Source organism: Streptomyces sp. BL1 (assembly GCF_057628045.1).
The window spans coordinates 4790001-4806999 of record NZ_JBXYWZ010000002.1 but is presented as its reverse complement, the minus strand read 5'-3'; the positions used below and the strand labels follow the sequence as shown (position 1 = coordinate 4806999).

12 protein-coding genes and 2 rRNA genes (1 of these 14 running past the window's edge) are annotated in these 16999 nt (G+C 68.9%); 5 read left to right on the top strand and 9 right to left on the bottom strand.

What is annotated here, in order from left to right; all coding sequences use genetic code 11:
* Positions 1-2: 2 nt before the first annotated feature.
* From AC3AGO_RS21170 to mtnA, 7 genes are all read right to left on the bottom strand, one after another.
* Positions 3-752 carry a response regulator gene (locus AC3AGO_RS21170; protein WP_487821795.1) on the bottom strand — a complete coding sequence of 250 codons (750 nt, stop codon included), beginning with the start codon at positions 750-752 and terminating at the stop codon, positions 3-5.
* Between the two features lie 168 nt (positions 753-920).
* Positions 921-1628: a ribosome hibernation-promoting factor, HPF/YfiA family gene (gene hpf / locus AC3AGO_RS21165; protein ID WP_487821794.1), complete on the bottom strand. Its 708-nt coding sequence runs from the start codon at positions 1626-1628 to the stop codon at positions 921-923.
* A gap of 279 nt (positions 1629-1907) precedes the next feature.
* Complete coding sequence (locus AC3AGO_RS21160) at positions 1908-2648, bottom strand: ComF family protein (RefSeq protein ID WP_487821793.1); 741 nt, start codon at positions 2646-2648, stop codon at positions 1908-1910.
* Positions 2649-2735: 87 nt separating this feature from the next.
* Positions 2736-4613 carry an LpqB family beta-propeller domain-containing protein gene (locus AC3AGO_RS21155; RefSeq protein WP_487821792.1) on the bottom strand — a complete coding sequence of 626 codons (1878 nt, stop codon included), beginning with the start codon at positions 4611-4613 and terminating at the stop codon, positions 2736-2738.
* Complete coding sequence (gene mtrB, locus AC3AGO_RS21150) at positions 4603-6666, bottom strand: MtrAB system histidine kinase MtrB (RefSeq protein WP_487821791.1); 2064 nt, start codon at positions 6664-6666, stop codon at positions 4603-4605. The genes AC3AGO_RS21155 and mtrB overlap by 11 nt, the downstream gene beginning before the upstream one ends.
* A 1-nt stretch (position 6667) precedes the next feature.
* Positions 6668-7345, bottom strand: coding sequence for a two-component system response regulator MtrA (gene mtrA, locus AC3AGO_RS21145; RefSeq protein WP_487821790.1), 678 nt, complete (start codon positions 7343-7345; stop codon positions 6668-6670).
* Positions 7342-8505 carry an S-methyl-5-thioribose-1-phosphate isomerase gene (mtnA, locus tag AC3AGO_RS21140; protein ID WP_487821789.1) on the bottom strand — a complete coding sequence of 388 codons (1164 nt, stop codon included), beginning with the start codon at positions 8503-8505 and terminating at the stop codon, positions 7342-7344. The genes mtrA and mtnA overlap by 4 nt, the downstream gene beginning before the upstream one ends.
* Positions 8506-8642: 137 nt before the next feature.
* Here mtnA and AC3AGO_RS21135 point away from each other — a divergent pair, with 137 nt between their 5' ends.
* Genes AC3AGO_RS21135 through AC3AGO_RS21115 form a run of 5 tightly spaced genes read left to right on the top strand, consistent with a single transcriptional unit; the run spans position 8643 to position 14323 of the window.
* Positions 8643-9929, top strand: a complete 1287-nt coding sequence (locus AC3AGO_RS21135) for a DUF7847 domain-containing protein (protein WP_487821788.1) — start codon at positions 8643-8645, stop codon at positions 9927-9929.
* 4 nt (positions 9930-9933) lie between these two features.
* A complete protein-coding gene (locus AC3AGO_RS21130; RefSeq protein WP_487821787.1) occupies positions 9934-10671 on the top strand; it encodes a DUF4129 domain-containing protein in 738 nt (245 codons plus the stop codon).
* Positions 10668-12023, top strand: a complete 1356-nt coding sequence (locus AC3AGO_RS21125) for a DUF4350 domain-containing protein (protein WP_487821786.1) — start codon at positions 10668-10670, stop codon at positions 12021-12023. Before AC3AGO_RS21130 ends, AC3AGO_RS21125 begins: the two co-directional genes overlap by 4 nt.
* Positions 12020-12985: an AAA family ATPase gene (locus AC3AGO_RS21120; RefSeq protein ID WP_487821785.1), complete on the top strand. Its 966-nt coding sequence runs from the start codon at positions 12020-12022 to the stop codon at positions 12983-12985. Before AC3AGO_RS21125 ends, AC3AGO_RS21120 begins: the two co-directional genes overlap by 4 nt.
* A gap of 27 nt (positions 12986-13012) precedes the next feature.
* A complete protein-coding gene (locus AC3AGO_RS21115) occupies positions 13013-14323 on the top strand; it encodes a DUF58 domain-containing protein (RefSeq protein WP_487821784.1) in 1311 nt (436 codons plus the stop codon).
* 153 nt (positions 14324-14476) lie between these two features.
* Here AC3AGO_RS21115 and rrf read toward each other — a convergent pair.
* Positions 14477-14593 (bottom strand): 5S ribosomal RNA (rrf, locus tag AC3AGO_RS21110).
* A gap of 64 nt (positions 14594-14657) precedes the next feature.
* Positions 14658-16999: ribosomal RNA gene (locus tag AC3AGO_RS21105) — 23S ribosomal RNA — on the bottom strand (it continues 779 nt past the right edge of the window).

Genomic DNA, 16999 nt, shown 5'->3' with positions numbered 1-16999 from the left:
GCTCAGCGGATCTCGAGGATCTTCTCCCGCATCGCGTAGACCACGGCTTCCATTCTGGAGTGCAGCTGGAGCTTCTCCAGGATGTTGCGCACGTGGTTCTTCACGGTGTTCTCGCTGATGAACAGCTCCTTGGCGATGTCCCGGTTGTTCATCCCGGTCGCCACGAGCTTGAGCACCTCCAGCTCCCGGTCCGTCAGCTTGGGCGCGGGCACCAGCTTGCTCTCGTCGGTGCGCTGGATCATCGATTTGAACTCGGTGAGCAGCTTCGCCGCCATCGAGGGGCTGATCTGCGACTGGCCGTCGGCCACGGCACGGATCGCCGCCGAGACCTCGTCGGTGGAGATCTCCTTCAGCAGATAGCCGGTGGCGCCGGCCTTGATGGCGTCGTAGAGGTCGGCCTCCTCGTCGCTGATCGTCAACATGATGATCTTCGAGCTGGGGGCCACCTCCTTCAGCGAGGTACAGGCCTCGATGCCGCCCCGCTTCGGCATCCGCACGTCCATCAGCACGATGTCGGGCAGCAGGTCGGCGGCCTTCTCCACGGCCTCGGCACCGTCTCCGGCCTCACCGATGACCTCGATGTCCTCTTCCTGCGCCAGCACGATCTCCAGACCGCGCCGGAAGAGCTCATGGTCGTCCACGACCAGCACCCGGATGGGCTCCTTGCGCGGCTCCTGCGCGCGCGGGTCCTCGTCCGCAGTGCCCGGGTGCGCGTCCGGCACGGGCATCATCGGCCCGAAGCTGTCCACCATCGTTCCTCCCCCAGCGAGCTGCTCCGGCCAACCGGGTTGCTCCGAGCGCCGGTTGGCGTTGAGGACATACTTCCATGCCTGCGCCCCCGGCCGGGCTCTCGACCCGGCCGGGGGCGCATTCAGCACGCAGGTCCTTCTGCGTTTCCTTCTGCGTTCAGACGTCCACGGTCAGACTTCTGCGCCGCCGAGGGCGCCGCCCGCGCCGTGCGGGGGCTCCTGGACGAAGGGGTCCTGCTCCAGGTGGATCACGCCGTAGTCGTAGCCGTGCCGCCGGTAGACGACGCTGGGCTGCTTGGTCTCGGCGTCCACGAACAGATAGAAGTCGTGCCCGATCAGCTCCATCTCGTAGAGCGCCTGATCGAGCGCCATCGGGGCTGCCGCGTGGGTCTTCTCCCGCACGACGAGCGGGCCGTCGCCCTTCACCTCCAGGGGACCGACCTTCTTGGTCTCCGGCTGCCCGTCGTCCTCCACGGCGGTGGCGGTCGCCATGGCCCCGTCGAGTTCTCCGTTGAGCTCAGCGGCCAGGGGAGCGGTGGCCTCCGCCACACTCGTGGGGTTACGGCTTCCCTTCCGCTTGACGCAGCGCTTGTCGTGCTGCTTCCGCAGCCGCGCCTCCAGTTTGTTGGTCGCCAGGTCCAGCGCCGCGTAGGGATCGGAGGCTGCCGCCTCCGCGCGGATGACCGGCCCACGACTGCGCAGGGTGATCTCCACCCTGTCGGAACGGTCGGCCTGCCGGGGGTTGGGCTCCTTCGCCACCTCGACATCCAGGTTGATCACCTTGCCGTCGAGCTTCTGGATCTTCTCCAGCTTTTCGGCCACGTGCTTGCGGAACCGATCGGGAACCTCGGTTTTCCGGCCCTTGACGACGATGTCCACGCAGAACTCCGTTCCCGGATGTGACCCCGCTCCGCCGAGTGGCTCGGTGACGGCGTATCGGCGTACGGAGCGCATCCTTTGTGCACTGACACCGGAGAGAGGCTGGTCACTGCCGCTGCCCTCCGGCATGACGTCGGCTTGCGACTTCACCTCCTTCTCCCCCACAGGGAAGATCCTCACCCCAACCCGAACGTACCTCTGCTGGGGGAGAAGCTGCACCCCCTACTGGTACGTACCTCCTTTCCAGTGCAATTTGAGGCGCCCAACCTGCGATGTTGTTCAGCTTCTGCTAGTGACGCAGGGGGCCGTACGGGCCGCGATCACCGCGGCTCCGGTCACCTCTCCGGCCGCCGCACGGACGGCTCGTGCCGCCTCGGCGAGCGAGGCTCCGGTCGTCATGAGATCGTCCACCAGCACCGTCTCCCCCTCCGCCAGCAGCGCCCCGCTGCCCGGCACCGCCTCCAGCGCGCCGGCCAGATTCGCGCCCCGCTGCCGTGCCGTGAGCCCCGACTGGTCGGCGACGGCGCGCTGTTGGCGCAGTACGGCCAGCACCCGCACGGGCAGTCCTCCCCCACGCAGCCGGCGTGCGGCCGCCAGGGCGATGCGCCGCACCGGGTCGTGTCCGCGGGCGGCGACGGCGTGCGGCGCGGACGGAACGGGCACCAGCGTGAGCGGCCCGGCGGCCGTCCCCGCCGTTCCCGATGCGGCACGGGGCGCGGCACGGCGCACGGCCGCGGCGAGCGCGGCCCCCAGGGGCGCGGCCAGGCGCAGGGCCCCGCGCTCCTTGTGAGCGAGCAGGACGGCCCGCGCCTCGTCGGCGTACGGCGTCGCCGCGTACACCGCGGGCAGCCCGGCGGGCACCGGCGACGGCCGCGCCCGGCGCGGCACTGTCCCGGTGAGCGCACTGCTGCACTCCTCGCACAACTGGCCCTGCACGCGCGGCAGACCGCATCCTGCGCAGTCAACCGGCAGCGCGAGTCCGGTCAGTTCCTGCTGGAGCGCTTTCCACAACTCCCGCATGGCCCTACTTTCGCAGCCATCCGGCGCCCCGACCAGCCCTGTGGATAACGGGAAAAGACGCTGGCAGCGGCGTCCGTTCCGGCGCGGTCAGCCGGGGTAGACAGGAGCGGAGCCGCTGTCGGTGAGCGTCTTCCAGTTGGCGTCCGGAGGCAGCCGTACGATGCCGTCCTCCGAGTCGGCGAGCAGCGGTTTGCTCTCGTCCTCCGAAGCGGCCACGCCTGTCACGTCGTTGATGCCCGGGAGCGTCGGCTGGTTGGAGGCGGAGCCGTCGGTCTCCATGTACTGCAGCTGCTGCACACTGCCGGACTCGCGGCCCACGACCACCAGCCGGGAGCCGCCCGCCCAGGACGCGGCGCCGACGTCCTCCATCTGCGGGGCGACGTTGCGCAGGCTGCGGACCGAGACCTGCGGGTGTTCCGCCGTGCCGGACCGTTCGACGCGGCCGAGCTGCAGTGTCGTACGGCCGTCGGGCCCCTTGACGCGCAGGGCTATCCGCACGCCGTCCGAGGCGATCCGCACCGATTCGATGCGATGTCCCTTGCGCAGCCCGGGAAGGCGGACCTCCTCGGGCTTCTCCTTGCCGCCGCGCAGCCGGAGCAGCCTGGGGTCCTTCGGGTCGCGGTCGGCCACCCACAGATCGCCGAGCCCGTCCCAACTGGGAGCGGACAGGCGGTCCTTCTCGTGTTTGGCCTTGCTGCTGAGCACCGGGCTGCCCAGATCGCTGTCCTGCGCGATCGGGGCGACGTACAGCGTCTTGCCGCCGCGGGTGACGGCCGCGCCCTCGCGTTCCGCGCGGTTCACACCGACCGAACCGAGCTCCGTGTGGCCGGTGCCGAGCGCGCCTTCGACGGGACGGGCCTTCTCGCCGTGCCCGGTGAAGACGGAGACGCGGTGGTCCTTGTCGATGAAGTACTGGTGGGTGGCACGGCCGTTGAGCCTGCCCGGCTCGTACACCTCGGCCTGTTCGCGCGACTGCTCGCACAGTGTGTCGTCGCGCGGGCCGGCCAGCCGGACCTTGCTCACTTTCGCCGAGGCCTGGTTCTGGACGGTGTGCAGCACCTGCGCTGCCATACGCGCGCATTGTGCGCGGTCGGCGCGTGCGCCCTGCTTGTTGAGACGTACGGACAGTGCGCCGGAGTCGTCCAGCGAGAGGTGCTGCTTCTTGCCGGCGAGCCGGGCACCGCGGGGGAAGGACGAGGCGACCACCGGGTCGAGCCAGTCGGTCGGTCCGCGCAGAAGGGCGATCACCGTCTCGGTGACCGGGTCGATCCTGCGGCGCAGATAGACGGAGTCGGAGACCAGCACGTCCTTGCCGCCGGCCACCGACTCCGAGTCGGCGCCCAGGAGGGCGTAGTAGTAGGTGCTGATCGGCCGGTAGATGCGCTGGAAGTCGGACTGGCCGAGGACCAGTCCTGTGGGCAGCTGGTCGATGCGCCACTCCCCCCTGACCTTCGACAGGTGGAAGTCCTTGCTGTACGCGCCCTTGGCGGGCGAGTAGGCGTGTTTGGAGTCGACCTCGGCGAGCCGTTCGCCGGAGACCGTGACCGTGTAGCCGGTGCTGTAGCGGGTGTTGCTGCCGTCACGGCTCAGGTCGGGCTGTGCCTTGCCGGGCGTGGGGCCGTCGGAGAGGACCGTCGTCCGTTCGAACGGATCCCAGTGCCGGGACATGTCGTCCGTCAGATACTGCTTCGCCGTCGAAAAGGCGGCCTCGTCGCTGGTGGTGGCCTCCAGGAAGCCGCGGACGATCTGCTGCGGCTCCTCGCCCTTCTGCGGGCTGACGCCGAAGACCCGTACCTGGGAGTCCGGTTCGGCACGGTGGGAGGAGTCGACACGGTTGACCCCGCCGTCGTCCGGCATCGACGCACAGCCCGACAACAGCAGCCCCGTGACGAGCAACAGTGCGCCACCCGTACGCCGGCGGCCGGGACGGAGGACGCGACGGTGCTCGTGGTGCTCAGCGCTCATCGCCGTCCTCCTTCCCTGTACCGCCCCGCGGGAGGGCGCGCACACTGTGGCCGTTCTGCGCACCGTGACTGTTCTGCGCCCCGTTGCTGTTCTGCGCGCTGTGGCCGTTCTGCGCGCCGGTGTCGCCATTTCGCGTACCGGGGTCACTGTTTCGCCGCGTCTGTACGGGGACAGTTCCGCCGCCGGCCAGGCTGCTTCTGCGGCGCGAGTCGGCGGGCTCCAGGGGGATCGGCGAGCTCCGCAGAACGCCGCCTGCCGTGCACGGCAGGGTCAGGCGGAACTGTGTGCCGCCTCCCGGCTCGCCCCACGCCTGCAGCCAGCCGCCGTGCAGATGTGCGTCCTCCAGGGCGATGGACAGGCCGAGTCCGGTGCCGCCGGTGGTGCGGGCACGCGCGGGGTCGGCGCGCCAGAAGCGGTTGAACACGCGTTCCGCCTCGCCGCGCTTGAGGCCCACCCCGTAGTCCCGTACCGCGACCGCGACAGCGCCGTCACCGACGGCCATTTTGACCACGACGTCGCGCCCTTCGGCGTGCTCGACGGCGTTGTCGACGAGGTTGCGCAGCACCCGCTCGATGCGCCTGCTGTCCGCCTCCGCCATGACGGGCCGCTCCTCCCCGCGTACGAGGATCCGGCAGCCCTTGCGGTCGGCGAGCGGCTCGCTGCCCTCCACGACCAGGGCGACGACCGTCCGCAGGTCTATCGGATCGGCCTCCAGGTTGGCGGCGCCCGCGTCGAACCTGCTGATCTCCAACAGGTCGGCGAGCAGCGACTCGAACCGGTCGAGCTGTCCGAGCAGCAGTTCGGCCGAGCGTGCGGTCGCCGGATCGAAGTCCTCCCGCGCCTCGTGGATGATGTCGGCGGCCATCCGCACCGTCGTCAGCGGGGTGCGCAGCTCGTGCGACACGTCGGACACGAAGCGGCGCTGCATGCGGGACAGTTCCTCCAGCTGCTGGATCTTCAACTGGAGGTTCTGCGCCATCTTGTTGAAGGACTCGCCGAGGCGCGCGATGTCGTCCTCGCCGGTGACCTTCATCCGCTCCTGGAGTCTGCCCGCTGCCAGCCGTTCGGAGATACCGGCCGCCATCCGTACGGGCGTGACGACCTGTCTGACGACCAGCCAGGCGATCGCGCCCAGCAGTACGACCACGAACACGCCGGCCGTGGCCAGCGTCCCCTTGACCAGGCTGAGGGACTCCTCCTCCTGGCTGAACGGGAAGACGTAGTACAGCTGGTACGGATTGCCCGCCGCGTCGTTGAGGCGCTTGCCGACGACCAGGCCGGGCTCGCTGTGGCCGTCGAGACGGTAGACCTTCGCGTACTGCTGATTGGTGCCCGGTTTTTCGTCGATCGCCTTGCGGAGGCCGGCCGGAACGCTCTCCTCGGGCCGTATGTCGCCGGAGGAGCGCGGCCCACGGGCGCTGGTGCTGCTGTTGCCGCTGCTGACGAGAGGCGCCTCGTCGTTGTCGGAGCCGAGCGCGACCACCGAGTAGACCCCCTGGCCGCCGCTGGCCAGCTGCTCGACGAGATTGTTCAGCCAGGTGCCGGTGTTGTGCACCGAACCAGCGCCCACACCACGGGGGTTGGGCCCCGCGGAGTTCTGGCCGCTGTGCCCGTTGCCCGAGCTGTCAGCCATCTCCTGCGCGGCGGCGAAACCGCCGGCAGCCTGGCTCTGCGCGGTCTTCTCCTTGGCGTCCAGCAGACCGTTGCGCACCTGCACGATGACGACGAGGCCGAGCAGCAGCACCACCGCGAGGGACATCAGCAGCGTCGTGATGACGACCCGCAGCTGGAGGTTGCGCCGCCACAGCCGCAGCACCGGCAGCAGCGGGCGGCGCACCCAGCGGACGAAGATCCGCACCATGGGGTGCGCCCTGGTGCCGGACGCGCCCTCGGGCAACAGCCCTTCGGAGAACAGCGCCCCGCTCCGCCACAACCGGGCAAGACGCGACAGCCCGGACTTCCCATAGAACCCGGACTCTCCGGGCAATTCGGACTCACGTTCCGCGGCTCCGCCCCCACCTGTGCGGTGCGGAGCGGAGCCGTTGCGGGTCATGTCAGCCGGGCCCGGCCTTGTATCCCACGCCGCGGACGGTCACCACGATCTCCGGACGCTCCGGATCCTTCTCCACCTTCGAACGGAGCCGCTGCACATGGACGTTGACCAACCGGGTGTCCGCCGCGTGCCGGTACCCCCACACCTGCTCCAGCAGCACCTCACGGGTGAAGACCTGCCACGGCTTCCTCGCCAGCGCCACCAGCAGATCGAACTCCAGCGGCGTCAGCGCTATCGACTGCCCGCTCCGCTTCACCGAGTGACCGGCGACGTCGATCACCAGATCCCCGATGGCGAGCTGCTCCGGCGCGGGCTCATCGGACCGCCGCAGCCGTGCCCTGATACGTGCCACCAACTCCTTGGGCTTGAACGGCTTGACGATGTAATCGTCCGCACCGGACTCGAGTCCGACGACCACGTCGACGGTGTCGCTCTTGGCGGTCAGCATGACCACCGGCACCCCCGACTCGGCCCGGATCAGCCTGCACACCTCGATGCCGTCCCTGCCGGGAAGCATCAGATCGAGCAGCACCAGATCCGGCTTGGTCTCGCGAAAAGCGGCGAGCGCCTTGTCACCGTCCGACACGAACGACGGTTCAAAGCCTTCGCCGCGCAGCACGATGCCGAGCATCTCTGCCAGTGCGGTGTCGTCGTCGACGACAAGGACGCGTCCCTTCATGAGTTCATCATCCCATTACCGGTTCGTGACTCCTCCGTTCGTGACGTGGAACACAAATCGACCATGGTCTCAGCCGTCACAGGGGACACCACACCGCGCTCAGTGACGATCGCCGACACCAGGTCCGGCGGGGTCACGTCGAACGCCGGATTGAACGCCTGCGCCCCGACGGGCGCGATGGGGATGCCCGCGCCCGGCTCCTGCGGCCCCGATCCCGGATCGATGCCGCGGTGGTCCGTCAGGAACGGCGAGGCGACCTCCGTCACCTCGTGCCCCGGCCGCTGCTCGACCTCGATGTCCGCGCCGCTCTCCGTCAGCGGGTCCACCGTCGTCACCGGAGCCACCACGATGAACGGGACCCCGTGGTGCCGTGCGAGCACCGCCAGCGGATAGCTGCCCACCTTGTTCGCCACCGAGCCGTCCGCCGCGATCCGGTCCGCGCCGATCAGCACCGCGTCGACCTCGCCCGCCGCGAACAGCGAACCCGCCGCGCTGTCCGTCAGCACGCTGTACGCCATGCCCTCGCGCGCCGCCTCGTACGCCGTCAACCGCGCGCCCTGCAACAGCGGCCGGGTCTCGTCCACCCACAACCGCCGCAGCTCACCGGCCTGATGCACCGCCCGGATGACACCCAGCGCCGTACCGTGCCCGCCGGAGACCAACGCACCCGTGTTGCAGTGCGTCAGCAGCCGCAGCATGCCGCCCGGCAACAGTTCGTCCAGCAGCTTCCGGCCGTGCTCGGACATCCGCGCACTCGCGTCGGCGTCCTCCCGGTGCAGCGCCCGCGCCTCGGCCAGCGCCGCCGCGGCCGCGCCCTCCGTACCCGGTCCGTCGCCCTGCGCCGCGACGTACGCCCGCTCCACCCGGCGCGCCCCGTACGCGAGGTTGACGGCGGTGGGCCGCGCATGCGCCAACTGGCCTGCCGCATCCGCGACATCGAAACCCCGCGCGGCGGCGAGCGCGACCCCGTACGCACCGGTTATGCCCAGCAGGGGCGCCCCGCGCACGGCGAGACTGCGGATCGCCGCGACGAGCGCGGGCACATCCGTACACACAAGTTCGACTTCCTCGGCGGGCAACCGCGTCTGATCCAGAAGCACCAGAACCGGTCCCTCCGGCCGCTCTTCCCAACGCAGCACCGGAACACACTGATCAGCCATTCACACAGTCTGCCCCGCCCGACGGGGGCAGCTGAAGGCGGCCAATGCCCGTGGGGCCTGGCCCGGGCGACGTCGGCACGTGGCACGATGGCTGCCTGCCAGGCGTTGGAGCGACCGACTCTCCGAGGTGACGACACGTGAACGACTCTCCGGGCTGGACCCCGCCCGGACCCTCTCCGTCCGACCGTCCCTCCGAAGAGAACGACAACAGTCGGAAAGACTCGGGCCGGCCTCCCGCGGACACACCGCCGCGCAACTGGTCGGCGCAGCAACCGCCGCCGGCCGACGGCCACGGCTGGGGCGCGCCGCCACCGCAGCAACCCGGCGGACCGGGTGCGCCCGGGGGCCCCGGGGGCCCCGGCGTTCCGGGCGGACCCGGCGGACAGCCCGGCTGGGGCTGGAACCCCTCCTGGGCGCAGCAGCCGATGGCCGCCAAGCCGGGCGTCATCCCGCTGCGCCCCCTCGGCATCGGCGACATCCTGGACGGCGCCGTCAGCACCATGCGCGCCCACTGGCGCACCGTGCTCGGCATCTCCCTCACCGTCGCCGTGGTGATCCAGCTGGTCGGCACCATCGCCCTCGGGCTCTGGCTGCCCGACTCCGCGGACCTGGAGGCGCTGGGCAAGAATCCCAACCCGTCCATGGACGAGCTCTCCGACGCCCTCGTCGGCACCCTGGGCGCCGGCGGTGTCGCCACCGTCGTCCAGATACTCGGCACCGTCATCGCCACCGGGCTGCTCACCGTGGTCGTCAGCCGCGCCGTACTCGGCCGCGACGTCACCCTCGGCGAGGCCTGGCGCGACTCACGGCCCCAACTGCCGCACCTGCTCGGCCTGCTCTTCGTCGTACCGCTGCTGATTCTGCTGGCCGTGCTCGTCTGCTGCGTGCCCGGCATCGCCGTCCTCGTCGCCGGCGCGGAAGCTCCCGGAGCCGCTCTCCTCGTGGTCGGCGGACTCGCCGGACTGTGCGTCGGCGTCTGGATCTGGGTCCGCTACTGCCTGGCCACACCGGCGCTGATGCTGGAGAAGCAGGGCGTGTTCACCTCGATGCGCCGCTCCGCCAAGCTCGTACGCGGCAGCTGGTGGCGCATCTTCGCCATCCAGCTGCTGGCGTACATCCTGCTGCAGCTGCTCGGCTCCGTCATCCAGTTCCCGGCCTCGGCCATCGGCATGTTCCTCGGCGGCGACGGCGGCTCCCTGCTGACCGGCACAGCACCGACGACCAGCTGGACCTACCTGATCATCGCGGGCGTCGGCGCCGTCATCTCGTACACCGTCATCCTCCCGATCAGCGCCGGCATCACCGCCCTCCTCTACCTGGACCAGCGCATCCGGCGCGAGGCCCTCGACCTCGAACTCGCCCGCGCGGCCGGGCTCCCCGGCTACGAGGAGCAGCGGCCCGACAGCCCCGCCCCCGGGAGCTGAGGCGATGGCGGCGGGGCTGACGACGACCTCGCCGCTCCCGGCGCTGCTCTCCGCGGCGCCCGGGAGCGGCACCGGCGACGATGTACCGGTGACCACGCCGCGGACGCCCGCCCGGGAAGCGGCGGAACGCGAACTGTCCGACCCGCGCTACCACGAGCACGACCCCAGCCTCCTCCAACAACTCATCGACTGGGTCTGGGAACGCGTCAACTCCCTCCTCTCCCGGGCCGCCGAAGCCACCCCCGGTGGCTGGGCGGGCCTCCTCGCCCTCACCGCCCTGGTCGTCCTGCTGCTCGTCGCCCTGCGGCTACGGCTGGGCAGATTCCGTGACGCGGCCGGCCCGGCGGCAGGCAAGCTGTTCACCGACGGGCCGCGCAGCGCGGCCGACCACCGGGCCGCCTCGGAACGGCACGCCGCCGCACAGCAGTGGAGCGAAGCCCTGCAGGAACGCATGCGTGCCCTCGTCCGCTCCCTGGAGGAACGCGCCCTCCTCGACCCGCGCCCCGGCCGCACCGCGGACGAAGCCGCCACCGAGGCGGGCCGGGTCCTCCCGGACCACGCACGTGCCCTGCGCAGTGCCGCGCTCGCCTTCGACGAGGTGACCTACGCGGACCGCCCGGCCGACGAACCCGGCTACGGCCGCCTCCGCGACCTGGACACCGAACTGCAGGCCGCCCGGCCGGAGATGAACGCCGCCGACGGCACCGCAGCCTCGAAGGCACCGGGCGGGAGCGCCCTGTGAGCGCCACCACCGGGACCTCCCTCTCCCCCTCGGCCCGCCACCTCTGGCGACGCTCGCGCGGGCTGCTGCTCGCAGCGGCGGTACTCGCCCTCGCCGGCGTGGCGATCGCCGCACTGCGCTCGGGCGGCCACCACGGCGCCCTCGATCCCCGGTCGGCCGACCCCACGGGCAGCAGGGCCACCGCCCGACTGCTCGCCCAGCACGGAGTCGACACCAAGGTCGTCACCTCCGCCGCCGACGCGGCGGCCGCCGCAGGCCCGAACACCACCCTGCTCGTCGCGACCCCGGACGCCGTCGCCGAAGGACACCGGAAGGAACTGCGCGGAGCCACCGACCGCGGCGCCCGCACCGTGCTCCTCGCACCCGGCCCCACCTCGACCACCGCGCTCGTCCCCGGCGTGAAGGCAGCGAGCTCCCCGGGACCGGTCCAGCCGACCCCGCCGGACTGCGGCTTCCCCGCGGCCCAGCGCGCGGGGGACGCCACCCTCGGCGGCTACGGCTACGACACGTCCGCGACCAGCCCGGACGCAGACACCGGTGGGGGCACGTCACGCAAGGCAGCGGACGCCTGCTATCTCCGCGAGGGCCTGCCGACTCTGCTGCGTGTCCCCGCCGCCCGCTCCGGCAGCAGCGGCGACACAGTGCTCCTCGGTGCTCCGGATCCGCTCCACAACGAACAGCTCGACAAGCACGGCAACGCGTCACTGGCCCTGCAACTGCTGGGTGCCCGCTCCCACGTCGTCTGGTACCTCCCTTCACCTGCCGACTCCACCGCCGACGGCGGCGGCAACCGCGGCCTCCTGTCCCTCCTCCCTGACGGCTGGTCATGGGCCGCACTCCAGCTGGCCGTTGCCGCCGTCCTCGCCGCCCTGTGGCGGGCCCGCCGTCTCGGCCCCCTTGTCCCGGAGCGGCTCCCCGTGTCCGTACGCGCCTCCGAGACCACCGAGGGCAGGGCCCGCCTCTACCGCCGGGCGCGTGCCCGCGGCCGTGCGGCCGAGGCGCTGCGCTCCGCCACGCGCACACGCCTGGCCCCGCTGGTCGGACTCTCCCGCGCACGAGCCCACGACCCCGAGGCGCTGGTACCGGCAGTGACCTCACACACCGGCCCGGCAGCCTCTCCGTCCGGTGCTGCGTCGTCCGGTGCTGTGCCGTCCGGGACAACCCCCGGCGACGACAGCAGTGTTCACTCCCTCCTCTTCGGCGCCATCCCCGCGGACGACGCGGCCCTGATCCGGCTCGCGGACTCTCTCGACCAGCTCGAACACCGTGTCACCAGCACCTCCCACGGCCCCGCGCGCACACCGCAGCCGACGGAGGCCACGCCCTCGACAGACAAGGACCGCACCACGTGAGCGCCCCCTCCGCAGACAGCGCCCGCAGTGCCCTGGAGGCTCTGCGTCTCGAGATCTCCAAGGCCGTGGTCGGCCAGGACGCCGCCGTCACCGGACTTGTCGTCGCCCTGCTCTGCCGCGGTCATGTCCTTCTCGAAGGCGTGCCCGGCGTCGCCAAGACCCTCCTCGTCCGCACCCTCGCCTCGACCCTCGAACTCGACACAAAACGCGTTCAGTTCACCCCCGATCTGATGCCCAGCGACGTCACGGGCTCGCTGGTCTACGACGCCCGCACCGCGGAGTTCTCCTTCCAGGCCGGACCTGTCTTCACCAATCTGCTGCTCGCCGACGAGATCAACCGCACCCCGCCGAAGACGCAGGCGTCCCTGCTCGAGGCGATGGAGGAACATCAGGTCTCGGTCGACGGCACGCCCCGTCGCCTCCCCGAGCCCTTCCTGGTGGCGGCCACGCAGAACCCGGTCGAGTACGAAGGCACATATCCGCTTCCCGAGGCCCAGCTCGACCGCTTCCTGCTCAAGCTGAACCTTCCGCTGCCCGGCCGCGAGGACGAGGTCGACGTCCTGACCCGGCACGCCGAAGGCTTCGACCCCCGGGATCTGGCGGCCGCCGGCGTTCGTGCCGTCGCAGGTCCCGCCGAACTCGAGGCCGCTCGCGCCGCCGTGGCCAAGACCTCGATCTCACCCGAGGTCACCGGCTACATCGTCGATATCTGCCGTGCCACTCGTGATTCCCCCTCACTCTCCCTCGGGGTGTCTCCCCGAGGCGCCACCGCGCTGCTCGCCACTGCCCGCGCCTGGGCCTGGCTCACCGGCCGCGACTACGTCATCCCCGATGACGTCAAGGCCTTCGCCCTGCCCACGCTGCGGCACCGGGTCCAGCTCCGCCCGGAGGCCGAGATGGAAGGCGTCACCGCGGACAACGTGATCAGCTCGATCCTTGCCCATGTCCCGGTCCCCCGCTGAGCCCTGTCGCCCGATCAGGAAGCACTCATGGCACTCACCGGACGCACAGCGCTGATCGCCGCACTCGGCGCGCTCCTCATCGGCCTCCTGCTCCCCAGCTGGACCGGCGTACTCGTCGTCGAACTCCCCTTGCTGCTGGCAATCCTCTACGACCTCGCCCGCGCCGCACCAGTGAATCGGCTCCGCTTCACACGTTCTGGTGACACGTCAGTTCGACTCGGCGAACAGGCAGTCGTGGAAGTGACCGTCGCCAACCCCTCCGAACGCCCGTTGCACGCCCACCTTCGGGACGCCTGGCCACCCAGCAGCTGGCCCGAGAACACCAGGCAGGAGCAGGGCCGACACCGGCTGACCATCCCCGCGGGAGAACGCCGGCGCGTCTCCACGACGCTGCACCCCGTCCGGCGCGGCGACCGGCAAGCGGACCGCGTCACCGTCCGCTCGTACGGTCCCCTCGGCCTGGCAGCCCGCCAGGGAGGCCACAGTGTGCCGTGGAAAGTGCGTGTCCTCCCGGCCTTCAACAGCCGCAAGCACCTCCCCGCGAAGCTCGCCAGACTGCGCGAACTCGACGGCCGCACAAGCATCCTGACGCGGGGTGAGGGAACCGAGTTCGACAGCCTCCGTGAGTACGTGCCCGGTGACGACACCCGGTCCATCGACTGGCGGGCCACCGCCCGACAGTCGAGCGTCGCGGTCCGCACCTGGCGTCCCGAACGGGACCGTCGCCTTCTCATCGTTCTGGACACGGGGCGCACATCGGCCGGCCGCGTCGGCGACGCTCCGCGCCTCGACACCTCGATGGACGCCGCCCTGCTCCTGGCCACACTCGCTTCCCGCGCGGGCGACCGCGTGGACCTCCTCGCGTACGACCGCCGTACACGCGCGACGGTCTCGGGCCGCACCGCGAACAATGTGCTGCCGGCCTTCGTCGAAGCCATGGCTCCCCTGGAGCCCACGCTCGTGGAAACGGACGCCCGCGGTATGGCCTCGACAGCACTCCGCACCGCAGCTCGCGGATCGCTGATCGTGCTGCTCACCAGCCTGGACCCCGCGGCGGTGGAGGAGGGCATCCTCCCGGTACTGCCGCTCCTCACGCAGCGGCACAAGGTGCTCGTCGCCGCCGTCACCGACCCCCGTATCCGGGAGATGGAGCGTGCCCGCGGCAGCATCGACGCCGTCTACGAGGCAGCTGCCGCAGCACGGACTCAGGCCGAACGCGCGGACACGGCAGACCGGTTGCGTCGACACGGCGCCCTTGTCGTCGATGCCCTTCCGGCAGACATCGCCCCGACCCTCGCGGACACCTACCTCACGCTCAAGGCCTCCGGCCGGCTCTGAGGAGAATGCACCGGCTCGTGCGGAGGGCAACGAGGGGTGTGGCGAGCCGGGACAGTCCTGACGGGGTCCTGAAAAAGTCCTGGAACGCGAAAAAGGGCTGTGGCCCCGAAACCCTAAGGTCTCCAGGGGCCACAGCCCTCTATCTCAAAGAAAGTTCGGCGGCGTCCTACTCTCCCACACACTCCCGTGTGCAGTACCATCGGCGCTGAAAGGCTTAGCTTCCGGGTTCGAAATGTAACCGGGCGTTTCCCTCACGCTATGACCACCGAAACACTATGAAACACACAACACCGGGGTTGTTGTCTCAGAACTAACACAGTGGACGCAAGCAACTATGGACAAGCCCTCGGCCTATTAGTACCGGTCACCTCCACCCATTACTGGGCTTCCAGATCCGGCCTATCAACCCGGTAATCTCCCGGGAGCCTTAACCCCTCACGGGGGTGGGAGTCCTCATCTCGAAGCAGGCTTCCCGCTTAGATGCTTTCAGCGGTTATCCCTCCCGAACGTAGCCAACCAGCCATGCCCTTGGCAGAACAACTGGCACACCAGAGGTCCGTCCGTCCCGGTCCTCTCGTACTAGGGACAGCCCTTCTCAAGACTCCTACGCGCGCAGCGGATAGGGACCGAACTGTCTCACGACGTTCTAAACCCAGCTCGCGTACCGCTTTAATGGGCGAACAGCCCAACCCTTGGGACCGACTCCAGCCCCAGGATGCGACGAGCCGACATCGAGGTGCCAAACCATCCCGTCGATATGGACTCTTGGGGAAGATCAGCCTGTTATCCCCGGGGTACCTTTTATCCGTTGAGCGACGGCGCTTCCACAAGCCACCGCCGGATCACTAGTCCCGACTTTCGTCCCTGCTCGACCCGTCAGTCTCACAGTCAAGCTCCCTTGTGCACTTACACTCACCACCTGATGACCAACCAGGCTGAGGGAACCTTTGGGCGCCTCCGTTACTCTTTGGGAGGCAACCGCCCCAGTTAAACTACCCACCAGACACTGTCCCCGATCCGGATCACGGACCCGGGTTAGACATCCAGCACGACCAGAGTGGTATTTCAACAATGACTCCCCCCAAGCTGGCGCTTGGAGTTCACAGTCTCCCACCTATCCTACACAAGCCGAACCGAACACCAATATCAAGCTATAGTAAAGGTCCCGGGGTCTTTCCGTCCTGCTGCGCGAAACGAGCATCTTTACTCGTAGTGCAATTTCACCGGGCCTGTGGTTGAGACAGTCAAGAAGTCGTTACGCCATTCGTGCAGGTCGGAACTTACCCGACAAGGAATTTCGCTACCTTAGGATGGTTATAGTTACCACCGCCGTTTACTGGCGCTTAAGTTCTCAGCTTCACCACCCCGAAAGATGATTAACCGGTCCCCTTAACGTTCCAGCACCGGGCAGGCGTCAGTCCGTATACCTCGCCTTACGGCTTCGCACGGACCTGTGTTTTTAGTAAACAGTCGCTTCTCGCTGGTCTCTGCGGCCACCACCAGCTCAGGGAGCACGTCCCATCACCAGCCGTGGCCCCCCTTCTCCCGAAGTTACGGGGGCATTTTGCCGAGTTCCTTAACCACAGTTCACCCGAACGCCTCGGTATTCTCTACCAGACCACCTGAGTCGGTTTAGGGTACGGGCCGCCACACACCTCGCTAGAGGCTTTTCTCGACAGCATAGGATCATCCACTTCACCACAATCGGCTCGGCATCAGGTCTCAGGCACAAGTCCGGCGGATTTACCTACCGAACGCCCTACACCCTTACCCCGGGACAACCACCGCCCGGGCTGGACTACCTTCCTGCGTCACCCCATCACTCACCTACTACAAGTCTGGTTCGTCGGCTCCACCACACCCCTTCACCCGAAGGATCCAGGGGGACTTCACGGACTTAGCATCGCCTGTTTCGATGTTGATCGCTGTGCAGCGGGTACCGGAATATCAACCGGTTATCCATCGACTACGCCTGTCGGCCTCGCCTTAGGTCCCGACTTACCCTGGGCAGATCAGCTTGACCCAGGAACCCTTGGTCTATCGGCGCACACGTTTCTCACGTATGTATCGCTACTCATGCCTGCATTCTCACTCGCATACCGTCCACAACTCGCTTCCGCGGCTGCTTCACCCGGCACACGACGCTCCCCTACCCATCCCAGCAGCCGTTAGGCCTCAGCTGGAATGACACGACTTCGGCGGTGTACTTGAGCCCCGCTACATTATCGGCGCGGAATCACTTGACCAGTGAGCTATTACGCACTCTTTCAAGGATGGCTGCTTCTAAGCCAACCTCCTGGTTGTCTCTGCGACTCCACATCCTTTCCCACTTAGCACACGCTTAGGGGCCTTAGTCGATGCTCTGGGCTGTTTCCCTCTCGACCATGGAGCTTATCCCCCACAGTCTCACTGCCGCGCTCTCACTTACCGGCATTCGGAGTTTGGCTAAGGTCAGTAACCCGGTAGGGCCCATCGCCTATCCAGTGCTCTACCTCCGGCAAGAAACACACGACGCTGCACCTAAATGCATTTCGGGGAGAACCAGCTATCACGGAGTTTGATTGGCCTTTCACCCCTAACCACAGGTCATCCCCCAGGTTTTCAACCCTGGTGGGTTCGGGCCTCCACGAAGTCTTACCTCCGCTTCACCCTGCCCATGGCTAGATCACTCCGCTT

Excerpts from the sequence above, each read along its gene's own strand:
- AC3AGO_RS21170 (WP_487821795.1), bottom strand. The coding sequence starts at position 752 with ATGGTGGACAGCTTCGGGCCGATGATGCCCGTGCCGGACGCGCACCCG.
- AC3AGO_RS21160 (WP_487821793.1), bottom strand. The coding sequence starts at position 2,648 with ATGCGGGAGTTGTGGAAAGCGCTCCAGCAGGAACTGACCGGACTCGCG.
- AC3AGO_RS21155 (WP_487821792.1), bottom strand. The coding sequence starts at position 4,613 with ATGAGCGCTGAGCACCACGAGCACCGTCGCGTCCTCCGTCCCGGCCGC.
- mtrB (WP_487821791.1), bottom strand. The coding sequence starts at position 6,666 with ATGACCCGCAACGGCTCCGCTCCGCACCGCACAGGTGGGGGCGGAGCC.
- mtrA (WP_487821790.1), bottom strand. The coding sequence starts at position 7,345 with ATGAAGGGACGCGTCCTTGTCGTCGACGACGACACCGCACTGGCAGAG.
- mtnA (WP_487821789.1), bottom strand. The coding sequence starts at position 8,505 with ATGGCTGATCAGTGTGTTCCGGTGCTGCGTTGGGAAGAGCGGCCGGAG.
- AC3AGO_RS21130 (WP_487821787.1), top strand. The coding sequence starts at position 9,934 with ATGGCGGCGGGGCTGACGACGACCTCGCCGCTCCCGGCGCTGCTCTCC.
- AC3AGO_RS21115 (WP_487821784.1), top strand. The coding sequence starts at position 13,013 with ATGGCACTCACCGGACGCACAGCGCTGATCGCCGCACTCGGCGCGCTC.